At 67.6% G+C, this 14,655-nt stretch carries 18 protein-coding genes and 1 tRNA gene; 14 read left to right on the top strand and 5 right to left on the bottom strand.

Features of this window, described 5'->3' with window-relative positions:
- Positions 1–64: 64 nt before the first annotated feature.
- Together SLQ31_RS25545 and SLQ31_RS25540 are read right to left on the bottom strand one after the other, a co-directional pair.
- The gene (locus SLQ31_RS25545) at positions 65–2,050 is read right to left on the bottom strand and encodes an ATP-dependent DNA helicase (protein WP_319436927.1); all 1,986 of its coding nucleotides are present in this window, start codon (positions 2,048–2,050) and stop codon (positions 65–67) included.
- Positions 2,047–3,336 carry a nicotinate phosphoribosyltransferase gene (locus SLQ31_RS25540; protein WP_319436926.1) on the bottom strand — a complete coding sequence of 430 codons (1,290 nt, stop codon included), beginning with the start codon at positions 3,334–3,336 and terminating at the stop codon, positions 2,047–2,049. The genes SLQ31_RS25545 and SLQ31_RS25540 overlap by 4 nt, the downstream gene beginning before the upstream one ends.
- Positions 3,337–3,402: 66 nt before the next feature.
- Between SLQ31_RS25540 and clpS the strand changes: the two genes are divergently transcribed.
- Genes clpS through SLQ31_RS25480 form a run of 12 tightly spaced genes read left to right on the top strand, consistent with a single transcriptional unit; the run spans position 3,403 to position 12,336 of the window.
- The gene (clpS, locus tag SLQ31_RS25535) at positions 3,403–3,708 is read left to right on the top strand and encodes an ATP-dependent Clp protease adapter ClpS (RefSeq protein WP_319436925.1); all 306 of its coding nucleotides are present in this window, start codon (positions 3,403–3,405) and stop codon (positions 3,706–3,708) included.
- Between the two features lie 33 nt (positions 3,709–3,741).
- A complete protein-coding gene (locus SLQ31_RS25530; RefSeq protein WP_319436924.1) occupies positions 3,742–4,329 on the top strand; it encodes a DUF2017 domain-containing protein in 588 nt (195 codons plus the stop codon).
- Positions 4,326–5,378 (top strand): P1 family peptidase, encoded by a 1,053-nt coding sequence (locus SLQ31_RS25525; protein WP_319436923.1) that lies wholly within the window; start codon positions 4,326–4,328, stop codon positions 5,376–5,378. The genes SLQ31_RS25530 and SLQ31_RS25525 overlap by 4 nt, the downstream gene beginning before the upstream one ends.
- A gap of 26 nt (positions 5,379–5,404) precedes the next feature.
- Positions 5,405–5,824, top strand: a complete 420-nt coding sequence (locus tag SLQ31_RS25520) for a M67 family metallopeptidase (protein WP_319436922.1) — start codon at positions 5,405–5,407, stop codon at positions 5,822–5,824.
- A gap of 14 nt (positions 5,825–5,838) precedes the next feature.
- A complete protein-coding gene (locus SLQ31_RS25515) occupies positions 5,839–6,111 on the top strand; it encodes a MoaD/ThiS family protein (protein ID WP_319436921.1) in 273 nt (90 codons plus the stop codon).
- A 12-nt stretch (positions 6,112–6,123) separates the two neighbouring features.
- Positions 6,124–7,095: a cysteine synthase gene (locus tag SLQ31_RS25510; protein WP_319436920.1), complete on the top strand. Its 972-nt coding sequence runs from the start codon at positions 6,124–6,126 to the stop codon at positions 7,093–7,095.
- Positions 7,086–7,766, top strand: coding sequence for a rhomboid family intramembrane serine protease (locus SLQ31_RS25505; protein ID WP_319436919.1), 681 nt, complete (start codon positions 7,086–7,088; stop codon positions 7,764–7,766). Before SLQ31_RS25510 ends, SLQ31_RS25505 begins: the two co-directional genes overlap by 10 nt.
- Entirely contained in the window at positions 7,763–8,584 is an 822-nt protein-coding gene (gene murI, locus SLQ31_RS25500; RefSeq protein ID WP_319436918.1) for a glutamate racemase, read from the top strand. The genes SLQ31_RS25505 and murI overlap by 4 nt, the downstream gene beginning before the upstream one ends.
- Before the next feature lie 57 nt (positions 8,585–8,641).
- Positions 8,642–9,415, top strand: coding sequence for a cyclic nucleotide-degrading phosphodiesterase (locus SLQ31_RS25495; RefSeq protein ID WP_319436917.1), 774 nt, complete (start codon positions 8,642–8,644; stop codon positions 9,413–9,415).
- A gap of 22 nt (positions 9,416–9,437) precedes the next feature.
- Positions 9,438–10,217, top strand: a complete 780-nt coding sequence (gene rph / locus SLQ31_RS25490) for a ribonuclease PH (RefSeq protein WP_319436916.1) — start codon at positions 9,438–9,440, stop codon at positions 10,215–10,217.
- A gap of 2 nt (positions 10,218–10,219) precedes the next feature.
- Positions 10,220–10,831, top strand: coding sequence for a non-canonical purine NTP pyrophosphatase (locus SLQ31_RS25485; RefSeq protein WP_319436915.1), 612 nt, complete (start codon positions 10,220–10,222; stop codon positions 10,829–10,831).
- Positions 10,832–10,878: 47 nt separating this feature from the next.
- On the top strand, positions 10,879–12,336 hold the full coding sequence (locus SLQ31_RS25480) for an MFS transporter (RefSeq protein ID WP_319436914.1): 1,458 nt from the start codon (positions 10,879–10,881) through the stop codon (positions 12,334–12,336).
- Here SLQ31_RS25480 and SLQ31_RS25475 read toward each other — a convergent pair.
- The 3 genes from SLQ31_RS25475 to SLQ31_RS25465 are packed head-to-tail and all read right to left on the bottom strand — an operon-like array spanning position 12,326 to position 13,864.
- Entirely contained in the window at positions 12,326–12,685 is a 360-nt protein-coding gene (locus tag SLQ31_RS25475) for a DUF3817 domain-containing protein (protein WP_319436913.1), read from the bottom strand. The two genes, SLQ31_RS25480 and SLQ31_RS25475, sit on opposite strands and share 11 nt — an antisense overlap.
- Positions 12,682–13,074, bottom strand: coding sequence for a hypothetical protein (locus SLQ31_RS25470; protein ID WP_319436912.1), 393 nt, complete (start codon positions 13,072–13,074; stop codon positions 12,682–12,684). The genes SLQ31_RS25475 and SLQ31_RS25470 overlap by 4 nt, the downstream gene beginning before the upstream one ends.
- Before the next feature lie 49 nt (positions 13,075–13,123).
- Positions 13,124–13,864 carry an LAGLIDADG family homing endonuclease gene (locus tag SLQ31_RS25465; protein WP_319436911.1) on the bottom strand — a complete coding sequence of 247 codons (741 nt, stop codon included), beginning with the start codon at positions 13,862–13,864 and terminating at the stop codon, positions 13,124–13,126.
- An 88-nt stretch (positions 13,865–13,952) separates the two neighbouring features.
- Between SLQ31_RS25465 and SLQ31_RS25460 the strand changes: the two genes are divergently transcribed.
- A tRNA-Leu gene (locus SLQ31_RS25460) sits at positions 13,953–14,038 on the top strand.
- 36 nt (positions 14,039–14,074) lie between these two features.
- Positions 14,075–14,422, top strand: a complete 348-nt coding sequence (locus SLQ31_RS25455) for a VOC family protein (protein WP_319436910.1) — start codon at positions 14,075–14,077, stop codon at positions 14,420–14,422.
- The last annotated feature ends 233 nt before the right edge of the window (positions 14,423–14,655 follow it).

Below are 14,655 nucleotides of genomic sequence, written 5' to 3'. Positions count from 1 at the left end.
GACCGGCGGGTGTGCAAAATTGCTCTCACAATAGTGCCGTGGCCCCGGCTCTACCGATCCCAATTCATGGCCCGACGTCGTCGCGTAGGCGCTGAAGTGCTTGTTTGACGCGGTCGGGATCGGTGGTCGGCCAGAACGGCGGCAGCGACGCACGGAGGTAGCTGCCGTACCGGGCGGTGGCCATCCTCGAGTCCAGTACCGCGACGACGCCCCGGTCGTCCACGCGGCGCAGCAGCCGGCCCGCGCCCTGAGCCAGCAGCAGTGCGGCATGGGCGGCGGCGACCGACATGAACCCGTTGCCTCCGCGCGCGGCGATGGCCCGCTGCCGCGCGGTCAGCAGGGGATCGTCGGGGCGCGGGAACGGGATGCGATCGATGAGAACCAGGGACAGCGACGGTCCCGGCACGTCGACGCCCTGCCATAGCGACAGCGTGCCGAACAGCGATGTCTCGGGATCGGCGGCGAAACGTTCGACCAGGGCGGCCGTCCCGTCGTCGCCCTGGCAGAGGATCGGGGTGTCGATGCGCGCCCGCAGTGCCTCGGCTGCCGCCTTGGCGGCGCGCATTGAGGAGAACAACCCCAGGGTGCGCCCACCCGCGGCCTCGATGAGTCCGGCGATCTCGTCGAGCTGCTCCGGGTTGCCTGCGCTGTCGCGGCCCGGCGGCGGCAGATGGGCGGCGACGTAGAGGATGCCGGACTTCGCGTGCTCGAACGGGGAGCCGACGTCGAGGCCCTTCCATTTGGGGCCGTCGCCGAGTCCCCACGCGCCGGCCATCGCGTCGAACGAGCCGCCGACGGTCAGCGTCGCCGACGTCAAAACTGTTGTGGCACTGTCGAACAGACGGGTACGCAGCAACCCGGCGACCGACAGCGGCGCCACCCGCAGGACGGGTCTGAGATTTCCCCTGATGTCTTCATGGTCCAGCCACACCACCTCGGTGCGGTCCGGGATCGCCGGCACGAATGAGTCCAGCACCCGCGAGGCGGCGTCGCCGATTTCGGTCAGCGACGCGATCGCCTCGCTGCGCGCCGCCGCGGCCTTCGGGTCTTTCGGCGCCGGATCGATGTCGCCGCGGGCGGCGGTGGCGGCGTCCCGCAGCGCGGTCAGGTAGGTGGCCAGTTCGTCGTCGAGATAGTCGAGCCGGCCTGGCTGGGCGTCGTGGATCGCCGACGAGAACGTCGCCACCGCCGCCTCCATCCGCTGGACGAGCCGTGGGCTGATCAGCCGGGAGATGCGCCGGGTGGCCACCCCGAGCGGGGCGGGGGTCAGCTCGCCGGTGGCCACCGACGTCACCCGATCCACCAATTCGTGCGCCTCGTCGACCACCAGGTAGCTGTGTTCGGGCAACACCGAGGCGTCCGCGATCGCGTCGATGGCCAGCAGTGCGTGGTTGGTGACGATGATCTCGGCGCGGCCGGCCTCGCCACGCGCCCGTTCGGAGAAGCAGTCGGTGCCGTACGGGCAGCGCGCCATCCCGAGGCACTCCCGGGCCGAGACGCTGACCTGCGACCAGGACCGGTCGGGCACGCCCGGCGTCAGCTCGTCACGATCGCCGGTCTCGGTGGACGACGCCCACGCCGTCAACCGGGCCACGTCGCGGCCCAACGCGGTCGCGGCGACGGGTTCAAACAGCTCTTCCTGCGGGTTCTCGGCATTTTCTTCGCCGCCGCCGTTGTGAATCTTGTTCAAGCACAGATAGTTTCGGCGCCCCTTGAGCAGAGCGAACGTGGGCCGCCTTGGCAGGCTGTCGGCAAGGGCGTCGACCAGTCGTGGCAGGTCGCGATCGACGAGCTGGCGTTGCAGGGCGATGGTCGCGGTGGACACCACGACGGGGGTTTCGTCGGCGACCGCCCGGGCGATCGCCGGAATGAGGTAGGCCAGCGACTTGCCGGTTCCGGTGCCCGCCTGCACCGCTAGATGCTCGCCGCCGGCGAACGCCTGCGCCACCGCCTCGGCCATCTGCACCTGGCCGGGCCGCTCGTTGCCGCCCAAAGCGGCCACCGCCGTCGTCAGCAACTCGGTCACCGGCGGCACTTCGTCCGCACTCACCGCATCGGCACCTGACGGGTCGGGATCGCCGGCTCGCCCTGGGACAGGGCCAGACCCTCCCACGGCAGGCTGCGCAGCCCGGTCGCCACCAACGCGCGCGCCGCAGCCAGGTCCGGTACGGCGACGGGCTGCCCGCCGCGCACCAGCGGCACGGTCAGCGCCCGCGAAGGTTCGGTCAACTCGGGAGGTGCGGACACCGGGTAGATGACCTCCTCGATGATCGTGCCCGTCGGTCGGGACAGCCGCAGGGCTGCCTTGCGGCCGCCGTGAGATTCCTTGCGGCTGCTGCGTTTTTCCACCGGCAGGCCGTCCACCTCGACGAGTTTGTAGACCATGCTGGCGGTGGGCGCGCCGGAGCCGGTGGCCACCGAAGTCCCGACACCATAGCTGTTGACGGGATCGGCGCGCAGCGCCGCGATCGAGAACTCGTCGAGATCCCCCGACACCACGATCTGAGTGCCGGTCGCGCCAAGGTCGTCGAGTTGGGTGCGCGCCCGGCGGGCCAGCACGCCGAGGTCACCGGAGTCGATGCGCACCGCGCCGAGTTCGGGTCCGGCGACGGCGATCGCGTTGGCCACCCCGGTCGTCACGTCGTACGTGTCGACCAGCAGAGTCGTCCCGATGCCCAGTGCGTCGACCTGCGCGCGGAATGCGGCCCGCTCGTCCGGGCCGTCGGCAGTCGTGTAGAGCATGGTGAACGCATGCGCGCTGGTTCCGATCGCGGGGATGCCGTAGCGGCGGTGGGCTTCGAGATTGGATGTCCCGGTGAAGCCGGCGATGTAGGCGGCCCGTGCCGACGCCAGCGCCGCAATTTCGTGGGTGCGCCGCGAACCCATCTCGATCAGTGTCCGGCCGGCGGCGGCGCTGACCATCCGCGCGGCGCCCGAGGCGATCGCGGTGTCGTGGTTGAAGATCGACAGCGCCAGCGTCTCGAGCAACACGCACTCGGCGAAGGTGCCGGTGACCGACAGGACCGGGGAGCCGGGGAAGTACAACTCACCTTCGGCGTAGCCATCGATGTCGCCGGTGAAGCGGAAGTCCCGAAGGTAGTCCAGGGTCGTGGAGTCGAGGAACGACGACAGCGATTCCAATGCCTCGTCGTCGAAAATGAACTCGCTCAAGGCTTCCAGGAACCGCCCGGTCCCGGCCACCACTCCGTAGCGGCGACCGTCGGGCAGCCGGCGAGCAAACGCCTCGAATGTCGTCCTGCGTCCGGCTGAACCATCGCGCAGCGCGGCGGCCAACATCGTCAGCTCGTACTTGTCCGTCAGCAGGGCGGCGGTCACAGCGCAACCGTATCGGCCGCCCCACGGGCTGGATAGCGATTGAACCCGCTCGCTATCCTTATCCGCATGGGCTCGCAAGCAGCTCCGACCAAGCCGGACGCAGCAGGACAGCAACAGACTGAAACCGTCAGCGCTCTGGACAACCCCTGGGTGACGATCGTCTGGGACGACCCGGTTAACCTCATGAACTACGTGACCTACGTGTTCCAGAAGCTCTTCGGCTACAGCGAGCCGCACGCGACGAAGCTCATGCTGCAGGTTCATGAGGAGGGCAAGGCAGTGGTATCGGCGGGGAGCCGGGAATCCATGGAAGTAGACGTGACCAAGCTGCACGCCGCCGGGTTGTGGGCGACCATGCAGCAGGATCGCTGAGCAAGGCCACCCGGTCTATCGGTCAGGAATAACGTGCGCAAATGGAAGCGGGTCGACACCGCCGAGGGTCCCCGTTTCCGTTCAGCACTGGCTCCGCACGAAGCGGCGCTGCTCAAGAACATGGTGTCCTCGGTGCAAGGGATGCTCGACGAGCGCGAGGCCGCGAATCCGTCGGACCCGCTGGAGCAGATCACCGGCATCCGCGCGGGCAATCCGCAGCCGCCCGAGGACTCCACCATGCGGCGACTGTTGCCCGACTTCTTCAAACCGCAGCGCGATCACCCAGCCGGCTCGGCCGCCGCTGAAAGCCTCAACGGCGCCCTGCGCAGCCTGCATGAGCCCGACATCATCGATGCTAAAAAGGCTGCGGCACAACGTGTTCTGGACACGCTTCCCGACGGCGGGGGCAGGTTCGAGATCACCGAGGGCGACGCGAATGCCTGGATATCGGCGATCAACGACGTACGGCTTGCGCTGGGCGCGATGTTGGAGATCGGACCCGAGGGTCCCGACCGGCTGCCCGCCGACCACCCGCTGGCCGGGCACCTCGACGTGTATCAGTGGCTGACCGTCCTGCAGGAGTATCTGGTGCTGGGGCTGATGGGTAAGCCCATCCGATGAGTCCCGGACCGATGAGTCACGGATCGATCACCGACGTCGACGGCATCCTGGTCGGCCATCACGGTCGCCTCGACGCGGACGCGACGCTGGGATCGGGCTGGGCCTGCGGCACCACGGTGATCGTCGCGCCGCCGGGGACGGTCGGGGCCGTCGACGTCCGGGGTGGTGCGCCCGGTAGCCGCGAGACCGATCTGCTCGACCCGTCCAACAGCGTCCGGCACGTCGATGCCGTGGTGTTGACCGGCGGCAGCGCGTACGGACTGGCCGCCGCCGACGGCGTGATGACCTGGCTGGAGCAGCAGGGCCGCGGTGTGGCGATGGACGGGGGCGTCGTTCCGATCGTTCCGGCCGCGGTGATTTTTGACCTTCCGGTCGGCGGCTGGGGCTGCCGGCCGACCGCGGACTTCGGATACGCGGCCGCGCAGTCGGCCGGCGTGGACGTGGCGGTCGGCACCGTCGGAGCGGGCGTCGGCGCGCGCGCCGCGGTACTCAAGGGTGGCGTCGGCACCGCATCGATGACACTCGATTCCGGGGTGACCGTCGGCGCGATCGTCATCGTCAACAGTGCCGGCAACGTCGTCGACCCGGCCACCGGCCTGCCCTGGATGAGCCATCTCGTCAAGGAGTTCGGGCTGGTCGCACCGCCCGCCGAACAGATCGCCGCGCTCACCGCCCTCGACGCCGAGTCCAGCCCGCTGAACACCACCATCGCGGTGGTCGCCACCGACGCCGCGCTGTCGCCGTCGGCCTGCCGGCGCTTCGCGGTGGCCGCGCAGGACGGCCTGGCGCACACCATCCGGCCGGCGCACACCCCGCTGGACGGGGACACCGTTTTCGCGTTGGCCACCGGTGCCATCGAGCTCGAACCGGACGCCGACACCCCGGCGCAGATGGCGCCGGAGACCAAGCCGCTCGCGAGGCTGGGCGCGGCCGGGGCAGACTGTTTGGCGCGCGCGGTACTGGTCGCTGTGCTGGCCGCGGAGTCGGCGGCCGGAATACCGACCTACCGCGACATGTTGCCCGGTGCGTTCGGCGCATCCGCCCGCTGAGCCCGACCACAGGAGGAAGCCCCGCCGTGCTGGTGATCCGTGCCGACCTGGTCGACGCCATGGTCGCCCACGCCAGGGCCGACCACCCCGACGAAGCGTGCGGAGTGCTGGCCGGGCCCGAAGGGTCCGATCGTCCCGAGCGGCATATCCCGATGATCAACGCCGAGCGGTCGCCGACGTTTTATCGGTTCGATTCCGGTGAGCACTTCCAGGTGTGGCGGTCGATGGATCAGGCCGATGAGGCTCCCGTCGTCATCTACCACTCGCACACCGCGACCGAGGCCTATCCCAGCCGCACCGACATCTCGTATGCCGGCGAACCCGGCGCGCACTACGTCCTGGTCTCCACCCGGGATCCCGAGGAGCACGAGCTGCGCAGTTACCGGATCGTCGACGGCGTCGTCACCGAAGAACCCGTCACCATCGTCGAGCAGTACGAGAACTGAAGAAGGAGCCACCCATGTCTGTAGAGGTGTCCATCCCGACCATCCTGCGCACCCACACCGGCGGCGAGAAGCGCGTCAACGCTGACGGCTCGACGCTTCAGGCCGTGATCGCCGATCTGGAGGCCAACTACTCCGGCATCTCCGAGCGGTTGGTGGAGAACGGCAAGCTGAACCGGTTCGTCAACATCTACGTCAACGACGAGGACGTCCGGTTCTCCGGTGGGCTGGACACCGAGATCGGTGACGGCGACTCGGTGACGATCCTGCCCGCGGTGGCCGGTGGCTGAGCGGGAGACGAATTGACGCGCTACGGCTCGCTGCTGCAGGCGGTCGGCGACACCCCGCTGGTCGGGTTGCCGCGGCTGTCGCCGCGCTGGGACGAGACGGACGACGGCCCGCATGTCCGGCTGTGGGCCAAACTCGAGGACCGCAACCCGACCGGATCCATCAAGGATCGGCCCGCCCTGCGGATGATCGAGCAGGCCGAACGGGACGGGCTGCTCACACCGGGCACGACCATCCTCGAACCCACCAGCGGCAACACCGGGATCTCGCTGGCGATGGCCGCGCTGCTGAAGGGCTACCGGCTGATCTGCGTGATGCCGGAGAACACCTCGATCGAGCGCAGGCAGATCCTCGAGCTCTACGGCGCGCAGATCATCTCGTCGCCCGCCGAGGGCGGCTCGAACACCGCGGTGGCCCGGGCCAAGGAGCTCGCCGCCGAGCACCCCGAGTGGGTGATGCTCTACCAGTACGGCAATCCGGCCAACGCCGACGCGCACTACTACGGCACCGGGCCCGAACTGCTCAAGGACCTGCCCGAGATCACGCATTTCGTCGGCGGCCTCGGGACCACCGGCACGCTCATGGGCACCGGACGGTTCCTGCGCGAGCACGTCCCCGGCATCGCGATCGTCGCCGCCGAACCGCGCTACGGCGAGGGCGTCTACGCGCTGCGCAACATCGACGAGGGTTTCATCCCCGAGCTGTACGACCCCGACGTGCTGACCACCCGTTTCTCGGTCGGCTCGATCGACGCGCTGCGCCGCACCCGGGAGCTGATTCAGGTCGAGGGCATCTTCGCCGGCATCTCCACCGGCGCGATCCTGCACGCCGCGCTCGGGGTGGCGGCCAAGGCCGTCAAGGCCGGTCAGCGTGCCGACGTGGCGTTCACCGTGTGTGACGCGGGGTGGAAGTATCTGTCCACCGGTGCCTACGCCGGTAGCCTGGACGAAGCCGAGCAGGCGTTGGAAGGGCAGCTATGGGCATGACCGGGCCGGCCGGCTATCCGGCACAGGCGCCGCAGCCGAAGAAGCGACCGCTGTGGATGACGGGTGGCATCACCATCCTGTCGTTCGTCGCGCTTCTCTACGTCATCGAAGCCGTCAATCAGGCCACCGGCGACCGTCTTGACTACAGCGGCGGTATCAGGCCGCTGGACTCGGATGGACTGTGGGGCATCCTGTTCGCGCCGCTGCTTCACGCAGACTGGCAGCACCTGATCTCCAACACCGTGCCCGCGTTGGTGCTCGGCTTTCTGATGACGCTGCTTGGCATGTCGCGGTTCATCTTCGCGTCTGCATTCATCTGGATCGCAGGCGGCTTCGGCACCTGGCTGATCGGGAATGTGGGCAGCACCTGCGGCGGCGAGCCGAACATCATCGGCGCGTCCGGCCTGATCTTCGGGTGGCTGACATTCCTGCTCGTGTTCGGGTTCTTCACCCGCACGGTGTGGCAGATCGTCGTCGGCATCCTGGTGCTCCTGTATTACGGCACTGTCCTGTTTGGCGCGCTTCCCCAGGTTGGCTGTACCGGCATCTCCTGGCAGGGGCACCTGTGCGGCGCGGTCGCCGGGGTGTTTGCGGCCTATTTGCTGTCCGGCCCGGAACGCAAGGCCCGGGAACGCAAGAAGTCCGGTCAACTCCCCGGGCTGACTTCGTGAGCGACCGCTTCGCACCCGTCGGGATCTTCGACTCCGGCGTGGGCGGGCTGACCGTGGCCCGCTCGATCATCGACCAGCTGCCCGACGAAGACATCATCTATGTCGGCGACACCGCCAACGGACCGTACGGCCCGCTGACGATCCCCGAGGTCCGGGCGCACGCCCTGGCCATCGGCGACGACCTCGTCGAACGCGGGGTGAAGGCCCTCGTCATCGCCTGCAACACCGCATCGTCGGCCTGCCTGCGCGATGCCCGCGAACGCTACGACGTGCCCGTCGTCGAGGTGATCCTGCCCGCGGTGCGACGCGCCGTGGCCACCACCCGGACCGGACATATCGGTGTGATCGGGACTCAGGCGACCATCGCCTCGCAGGCCTACCAGGACGCCTTCACGGCGGCCCGCGACGTCGACGTCACGGCGGTGGCGTGCCCGCGATTCGTGGACTTCGTCGAGCGTGGCGTCACCAGCGGCCGGCAGGTGCTGAACCTGGCCGAGGGATACCTGGAGCCGCTGCAGCACGCGCAGGTCGACACGCTGGTGTTGGGCTGCACGCACTACCCGCTGCTGTCCGGGCTGATTCAGCTGGCGATGGGGGATTCGGTCACGCTGGTGTCCAGTGCCGAGGAGACGGCAAAAGACTTGCTGAAAGTGCTGACCGAGGGCGATTTGCTGCGGCCCCATGAGGCTCCGGCGGCGACCCGACTGTTCGAGGCGACCGGCGATCCTGAGGCATTCACGGCCCTGGCGGCACGCTTCCTTGGGCCGGCGATCACCGGTGTCCACCCTGTTCAGCGTCACGTCGCCGCGACGAAGTGAATCTCGTAGCGAAACCCGTCATGTTTTCCTCTTGCGGCATCCGGACATGGCAAGCTAGTGGGTGTGCGAATCACGATCCTCGGTTGCTCCGGCAGTGTTGTCGGGCCTGATTCGCCGGCGTCTGGCTACCTGCTGACGGCACCGGACACGCCACCGCTGGTTCTGGATTTCGGCGGCGGGGTGCTGGGCGCCCTGCAACGCCACGCCGACCCCAACGACGTCCACGTTCTGCTGTCGCATCTCCACGCCGATCACTGCCTGGATCTCCCCGGCTTATTCGTGTGGCGCCGCTACCACCCGAGCCCGGCCAAGGGCCGCGGGGTGATGTACGGCCCCAGCGATACCTGGAGCCGGCTTGCCGCGGCGTCCTCGCCGATGGGCGGCGAGCTCGACGACTTCTCCGACATCTTCGATATCCATCACTGGCAGGACAAGCGACCGGTGCAATTCGGCGCCTTGACCGTGTTGCCACGATTGGTGACGCATCCGACCGAGTCGTTCGGTATGCGGATCACCGACCCGAGTGGTGCCACCCTGGTCTACAGCGGTGACACCGGGGTGTGTGACTCGCTCGTCGAATTAGCCAGCGGCGCAGATGTTTTCCTCTGCGAGGCGTCCTGGACCCACGCGCCGGACCGGCCGCCGCATCTGCATCTGTCGGGTACCGAGGCGGGCCTGATGGCCAAGCGCGCCGGTGTCGGCGAGCTCTTGTTGACTCATATCCCGCCCTGGACGTCCCGCGAGGACGTGATCAGTGAGGCCAAGGCCGAGTTCGACGGTCCTGTCCACGCCGTGGTCTGCGGGGAGACCATCGAGGTCCATCGGCACTGACCCGCTCCGCTAGGGTTGCGAGGTGTCCCGACGCAAAGACGGCAGGCTTGACGACGAGCTGCGGCCGGTCACCATCACCCGCGGTTTTACGTCCAATCCGGCCGGCTCGGTCCTGATCACTTTCGGTGAGACCCGGGTGATGTGCACGGCCAGTGTCACCGACGGGGTGCCGCGCTGGCGCAAGGGGTCGGGCCAGGGCTGGCTCACCGCGGAGTACGCGATGTTGCCGGGGTCCACCCACACGCGTTCAGATCGTGAATCGGTGAAGGGCCGCCTCGGCGGGCGCACCCAGGAGATCAGCCGGCTGGTCGGCCGCTCACTGCGGGCCTGCATCGACCTGGCCGCCCTTGGTGAGAACACCATCGCGATCGACTGCGACGTGCTGCAGGCCGACGGCGGGACCCGCACCGCGGCGATCACCGGCGCCTACGTCGCGCTCTCCGATGCCGTCACCTTTCTGGCCGCGGGCGGCAAGCTGTCCGATCCCCGCCCGCTGTCGTGTGCCATCGCGGCGGTCAGCGTCGGCGTGGTCGACGGCCGGGTGCGCGTCGACCTTCCCTACGAAGAGGATTCGCGCGCCGAGGTCGACATGAACGTCGTCGCCACCGACACCGGAACTCTCGTCGAGATCCAGGGCACCGGTGAGGGTGCGACCTTCCCGCGCTCGACGCTGGACAAGATGCTCGACGCCGCGCTGGCGTCGTGCGAGACGTTGTTCGCCGTGCAGCGCGAAGCGCTGGAGCTGCCCTATCCCGGCGTGCTGCCGGAAGGCCCGCCGTCGAAGAAGGCGTTCGGCTCGTAACCATGGCGCGACTGCTGGTCGCCAGCCGCAATGCCAAGAAGCTGGCCGAGCTGCGCCGGGTTCTCGATGCCGCCGGCGTGTCCGGGCTGACCTTGGTGTCGCTCGACGACGTGCCACCCTTCGAGGAGGCCCCTGAAACCGGCGCCACCTTCGAGGAGAACGCGTTGGCCAAGGCGCGGGACGGCTACGCCGCCACCGGTCTGCCGACCGTCGCCGACGATTCGGGGATCACGGTCGCTGCCCTCAACGGAATGCCGGGTGTGCTCTCGGCGCGGTGGGCCGGCGCGCACGGTGACGATGCCGCCAACAACGAACTGCTGCTGGCTCAGTTGCGCGACGTCCCCGACGAGCGGCGCGCGGCGGCTTTCGTCTCGGCGTGCGCACTGGTCTACGGTCCCGGCGACGCCGACAACGCGGTCGTGCGCGGCGAGTGGCCCGGGCTGCTCGCCCGCGAGCCGCGCGGCGCGGGCGGCTTCGGCTATGACCCGCTGTTCGTCCCGGAGGGGGAGACCCGCAGCGCCGGGCAGCTCAGTCCGGCGGAGAAGGACGCGGCATCACACCGCGGCCGGGCGCTGGCGCTGCTGATTCCGGCGCTGCGTGCGCTGGTCAGCTGAGTATCCGCAAATTTTTCTAGCGCATCTAACTGTGTCATGATGCTCGCGTGGGTCGTCACTCGGTCCGGGCGGCGCACCCCGGTGTTCTGATCGCCGTTCTGGCGGCTGCCGGTATCAGTGTGTCGCTGATGCAGACGCTGATGATTCCGCTGATTCCCGAGCTTCCGACGCTGCTGCACACCAGTCCGGCCAATGCCTCGTGGGCGATCACGGTGACGCTGCTGACCGCCGCGGTGACCACGCCGGTATTCGGCCGGCTCGGCGACATGTACGGCCCCAAGCCGATGCTGATTATTTGCGCTGCCACGCTGACCGTCGGCTCATTGATCGCGGCGATGACCAGTTCCCTGCTGCCGTTCATCGTCGGCCGTGGGCTGCAGGGTCTCGGCATCCCGATCATCCCGCTGGCCATCGGTGTGCTGCGGGCCGCGCTACCGGCCGACCGGGTCGGCTCGGCGATGGGCTTGATCAGCGCGTCGCTGGGCGTCGGCGGCGCGCTCGGGCTGCCGCTCTCGGCGGTGATCGCCGAGAAGGCTGACTGGCACACGCTGTTCTGGGGCGCGGCCGGCCTCGGGGTCGGATCGATGTTGCTGTTTCACTTCCTGGTGCCGAAGGTCCCCGCCACGTCCAACGACCGGTTCGACCCGCTCGGCACGGTGCTGCTGACTGTCGGACTGGTGACACTGCTGCTGCCGATCTCCAAGGGGTCGACGTGGGGGTGGACGAGCCCGACGACCGTGTGGCTGTTCGTTGGCTGCCTGGCGGTTTTCGCGCTCTTTGCGTGGTGGCAGTTCCGGGTGGACGCGCCCCTCGTCGATCTGCGCACCACGCTCACACGGTCCGTGCTGACCACGAACATCGCCTCGATCGCGGTCTGCTTCGCGATGTTCGCGATGTCATTGGTCGGACCGCAAATTCTCGAGCTGCCGCCCCAAACCGGCTTCGGGCTCGGTCAGACGATGCTGCAGGCCGGTCTGTGGATGGCGCCCGGCGGTCTGGCGATGATGGCCGCGGCGCCCATCGCCGCGCGGGTGGCGGCGAGGCGGGGCTCGAAGTTCACCCTCATCGTCGGCTCGGTGATCATCGCGAGCGCGTATCTGGCCGGGGCCTACCTGCTGATCAGTCCGGTTCAGGTGATGGTGTTCAACATCGTCATCAGCTTCGGCGTGGGCTTCGCATACGCGTCAATGCCGGCGTTGATCAACGCGGCGGTGCCCATGTCGGAAACCGCTGCCGCCAACGGAATCAACGCGCTGGCGCGATCCTTGGGGACGTCGATATCCAGTGCGGTGATCGGGGCGGTGCTGGCGACGATGTCGATCTCGTTCGCCGGTCACGTCGTGCCGTCGTTGGCAGGCTTCCGAGTCGCGCTGCTGATTGCCGCCGGCGCGGCGGCGCTGGCTGCGGCGATCGTGCTGACGCTTCCGGCGGCGGCCGACGCCGCGGTCGAGGACTGGTCGCCCGATGAGCTCGAGCTCGAGGATGATCCGCTGATCAGAGGTTGAACCGGGTCTTCAGTTCCCGGGTCTGCACCTGCTCGACGATGATGCCCAGCAGCGGAATCGTTCCGGCCAGCAGCACGCCGATGGTCTTGGCGATCGGCCAGCGCACCTTCACCGCGAGGTTGGCGGTGAACAGCAGGTAGATGAAGTAGACCCAGCCGTGCACCACGCCGATCCAGGTCGGCGGGTCGTCGACCTTCACGATGTACTTCATGACCATCTCGTAGCAGAGCGCGATCAGCCAGATACCGGTTGTCCAGGCCAGGACCCGGTAGCCGAGAAGGGCTTTGCGGATCGTCTCGTTCGGCTCGCCCGCCTGTGTGTGGGCTTCGGGCGACTCGGGTGCACTCATGCGGTGGTCCTGTTCTGCTCTTCTGGGTTCTTGTCGGCCTGGGCCAGCTCAGCGAGGTAGGCGTTGTATTCGCGCATGGCGGGGTCGAGCTCACCGGAAGTGGCTCGGGCCGTGGGACGTTCGGGCAGCAGCCCGGCGGGAATCTCGGTGAGAGATTCCGCGGCCGACGGCGGCACAGGTGGGGCGTCCTCGTAGCGAATGAACTTGCGATAGGCGTACACACAGAACCCCGCGAACATGGGCCATTGCAGGGCGTAGCCCAGGTTCTGGAAGCTGCCCGACGTCGACTCGAATCTGCTCCACTGCCACCAGCCCAGAGCCAGGCAGCCGCTGGCAGCGATGATCACTCCGATGATCAGCGTGAACCTGCGGCGGCGGGTCGTGGACACACCACGACGGTACCGTGCCAGCGGTTATGGGTTCATGGGTGCGTGACGCTCAGCACTTCGGACCGATGAATTCGTCGAGTCTCGCGGTAGCTGCCTTGCGGTAGATCGAGACGACGTACTTGGTCGACCGGGTCCACGTGATGCCGAGCTGGTCGAGGGTGTGGGTAAAGAGACCGAGGATGTCCTCGGAGTGGTTGGTGAAGTGGTAGCGGATGCTCTTGACGCCACGGTCGTTGGCGATCACGCGGCAACCGTCGCTGTGTATCAGGCCGCGAATGAATTCTTCTGGTGCTTGCTCCACGAGCTGCTCTTGCCACGGCTCCAACGTGATCGGCCGGAGGTGCTTCACGCCGGGACCGTGTTGAGGGAACAGGCATGGCCAGTGGTTGGAGCAGAGGTACACATCCGCGTACGTGCCACTCGGCCGCGTCCACAGGCCCGCCCGTTGTCCCGGCATCACGGTGTCGATCACTCTGCGACAGTCATCGATGATTCCGGGATACTTCGTATCGCAGGTGATCCTGAGCATCCAAGTTCGTGCGGTCTTCGAGATACAGCCGTCTCCGAGATACAGACCCAGCAGATAGCAGTAATCATCAGCCGGCAGGTTGCCGAAGTCGTGGACGCGAGCACAGACTCCCGATCGTCGTTCACGATCCCACCTGGGCGGCCGCGTGCGCCAAACCTGCACCGTGCGACGCGGAATCCCTGTCTGTCTCGAGATCGCGCAATCATTCAAGCCAGCCTCGATGAGGCCGCGTACGAGCTCGAATTCCTTGGCTGAGCGCACGTTGCGTCCTATTCGGGTGTCCTCAACACAACATATGAGCCACCACCGACAAGAATGGTGCGTCGCCGACGCTAGAATCGACCGTTACGCGGGCGTGGCGGAATGGCAGACGCTATGGCTTTAGGTGCCATTGCTCGAAAGAGCGTGTGGGTTCGAATCCCTCCGCCCGCACCATTGAGATGTGTCACAGGCCGGGGTTAGCGTCGGAGGATGGCACTCAAGACCGAGAACATCACGTTCGACACCACCGATCCCGAAGGCTTGGCCGCATGGTGGGCACGTGCCCTGGATGGTCAGGTGAATCCCATTGCGCCGCCCTTCTTCGTCGTGGTCAGTCGACTCGAGGGGCCGGGTCTGGCCTTCCAGCAGGTGGAGGATCCGACACCGGGGAAGAACAAGGTGCACCTCGACTTCTCCACCGATGACGTCGAGGCGGAGGTCGCGCGGCTCGTCGAGCTCGGCGCCACCGAAACCGGTCGTAACAGCTTCGGCGACTTCGGCTGGGTCGTGCTCGCCGACCCCGAGGGCAATGCGTTCTGCGTAGCGCCGCAGGGCTAGCGCGCCCGCTGCAGGTCAGCGGTGCTTTTTTGGGGATTTTCCCACACTTAACTTGGTAGTTTCTACCGAGATTAATACTTGCGGCCCAGGCTGCACTCCGACTGAGCCGCCCGGCGGATCGCTACGGTGGGTGAATCGCGAATCGTACTGTGGTTTAACGGCATTGGCGCTGGTCGGCCTGGCGAACCTTCGCGACTTCCGGCCAAACCATTGACACGACGGATTCGCGGTGT

It is taken from the genome of Mycobacterium sp. RTGN5, assembly GCF_033804465.1.
In the GTDB taxonomy this organism is placed as follows: domain Bacteria; phylum Actinomycetota; class Actinomycetes; order Mycobacteriales; family Mycobacteriaceae; genus Mycobacterium.
Note: the sequence above shows the minus strand (reverse complement) of the source record. Positions and strands in the feature narration are given on the sequence as shown.

Excerpts from the sequence above, each read along its gene's own strand:
- SLQ31_RS25455 (WP_319436910.1), top strand. The coding sequence starts at position 14,075 with ATGGCACTCAAGACCGAGAACATCACGTTCGACACCACCGATCCCGAA.
- SLQ31_RS25515 (WP_319436921.1), top strand. The coding sequence starts at position 5,839 with ATGTCTGTAGAGGTGTCCATCCCGACCATCCTGCGCACCCACACCGGC.
- SLQ31_RS25525 (WP_319436923.1), top strand. The coding sequence starts at position 4,326 with ATGAGTCCCGGACCGATGAGTCACGGATCGATCACCGACGTCGACGGC.
- SLQ31_RS25475 (WP_319436913.1), bottom strand. The coding sequence starts at position 12,685 with ATGAGTGCACCCGAGTCGCCCGAAGCCCACACACAGGCGGGCGAGCCG.
- clpS (WP_319436925.1), top strand. The coding sequence starts at position 3,403 with ATGGGCTCGCAAGCAGCTCCGACCAAGCCGGACGCAGCAGGACAGCAA.
- SLQ31_RS25505 (WP_319436919.1), top strand. The coding sequence starts at position 7,086 with ATGGGCATGACCGGGCCGGCCGGCTATCCGGCACAGGCGCCGCAGCCG.
- SLQ31_RS25485 (WP_319436915.1), top strand. The coding sequence starts at position 10,220 with ATGGCGCGACTGCTGGTCGCCAGCCGCAATGCCAAGAAGCTGGCCGAG.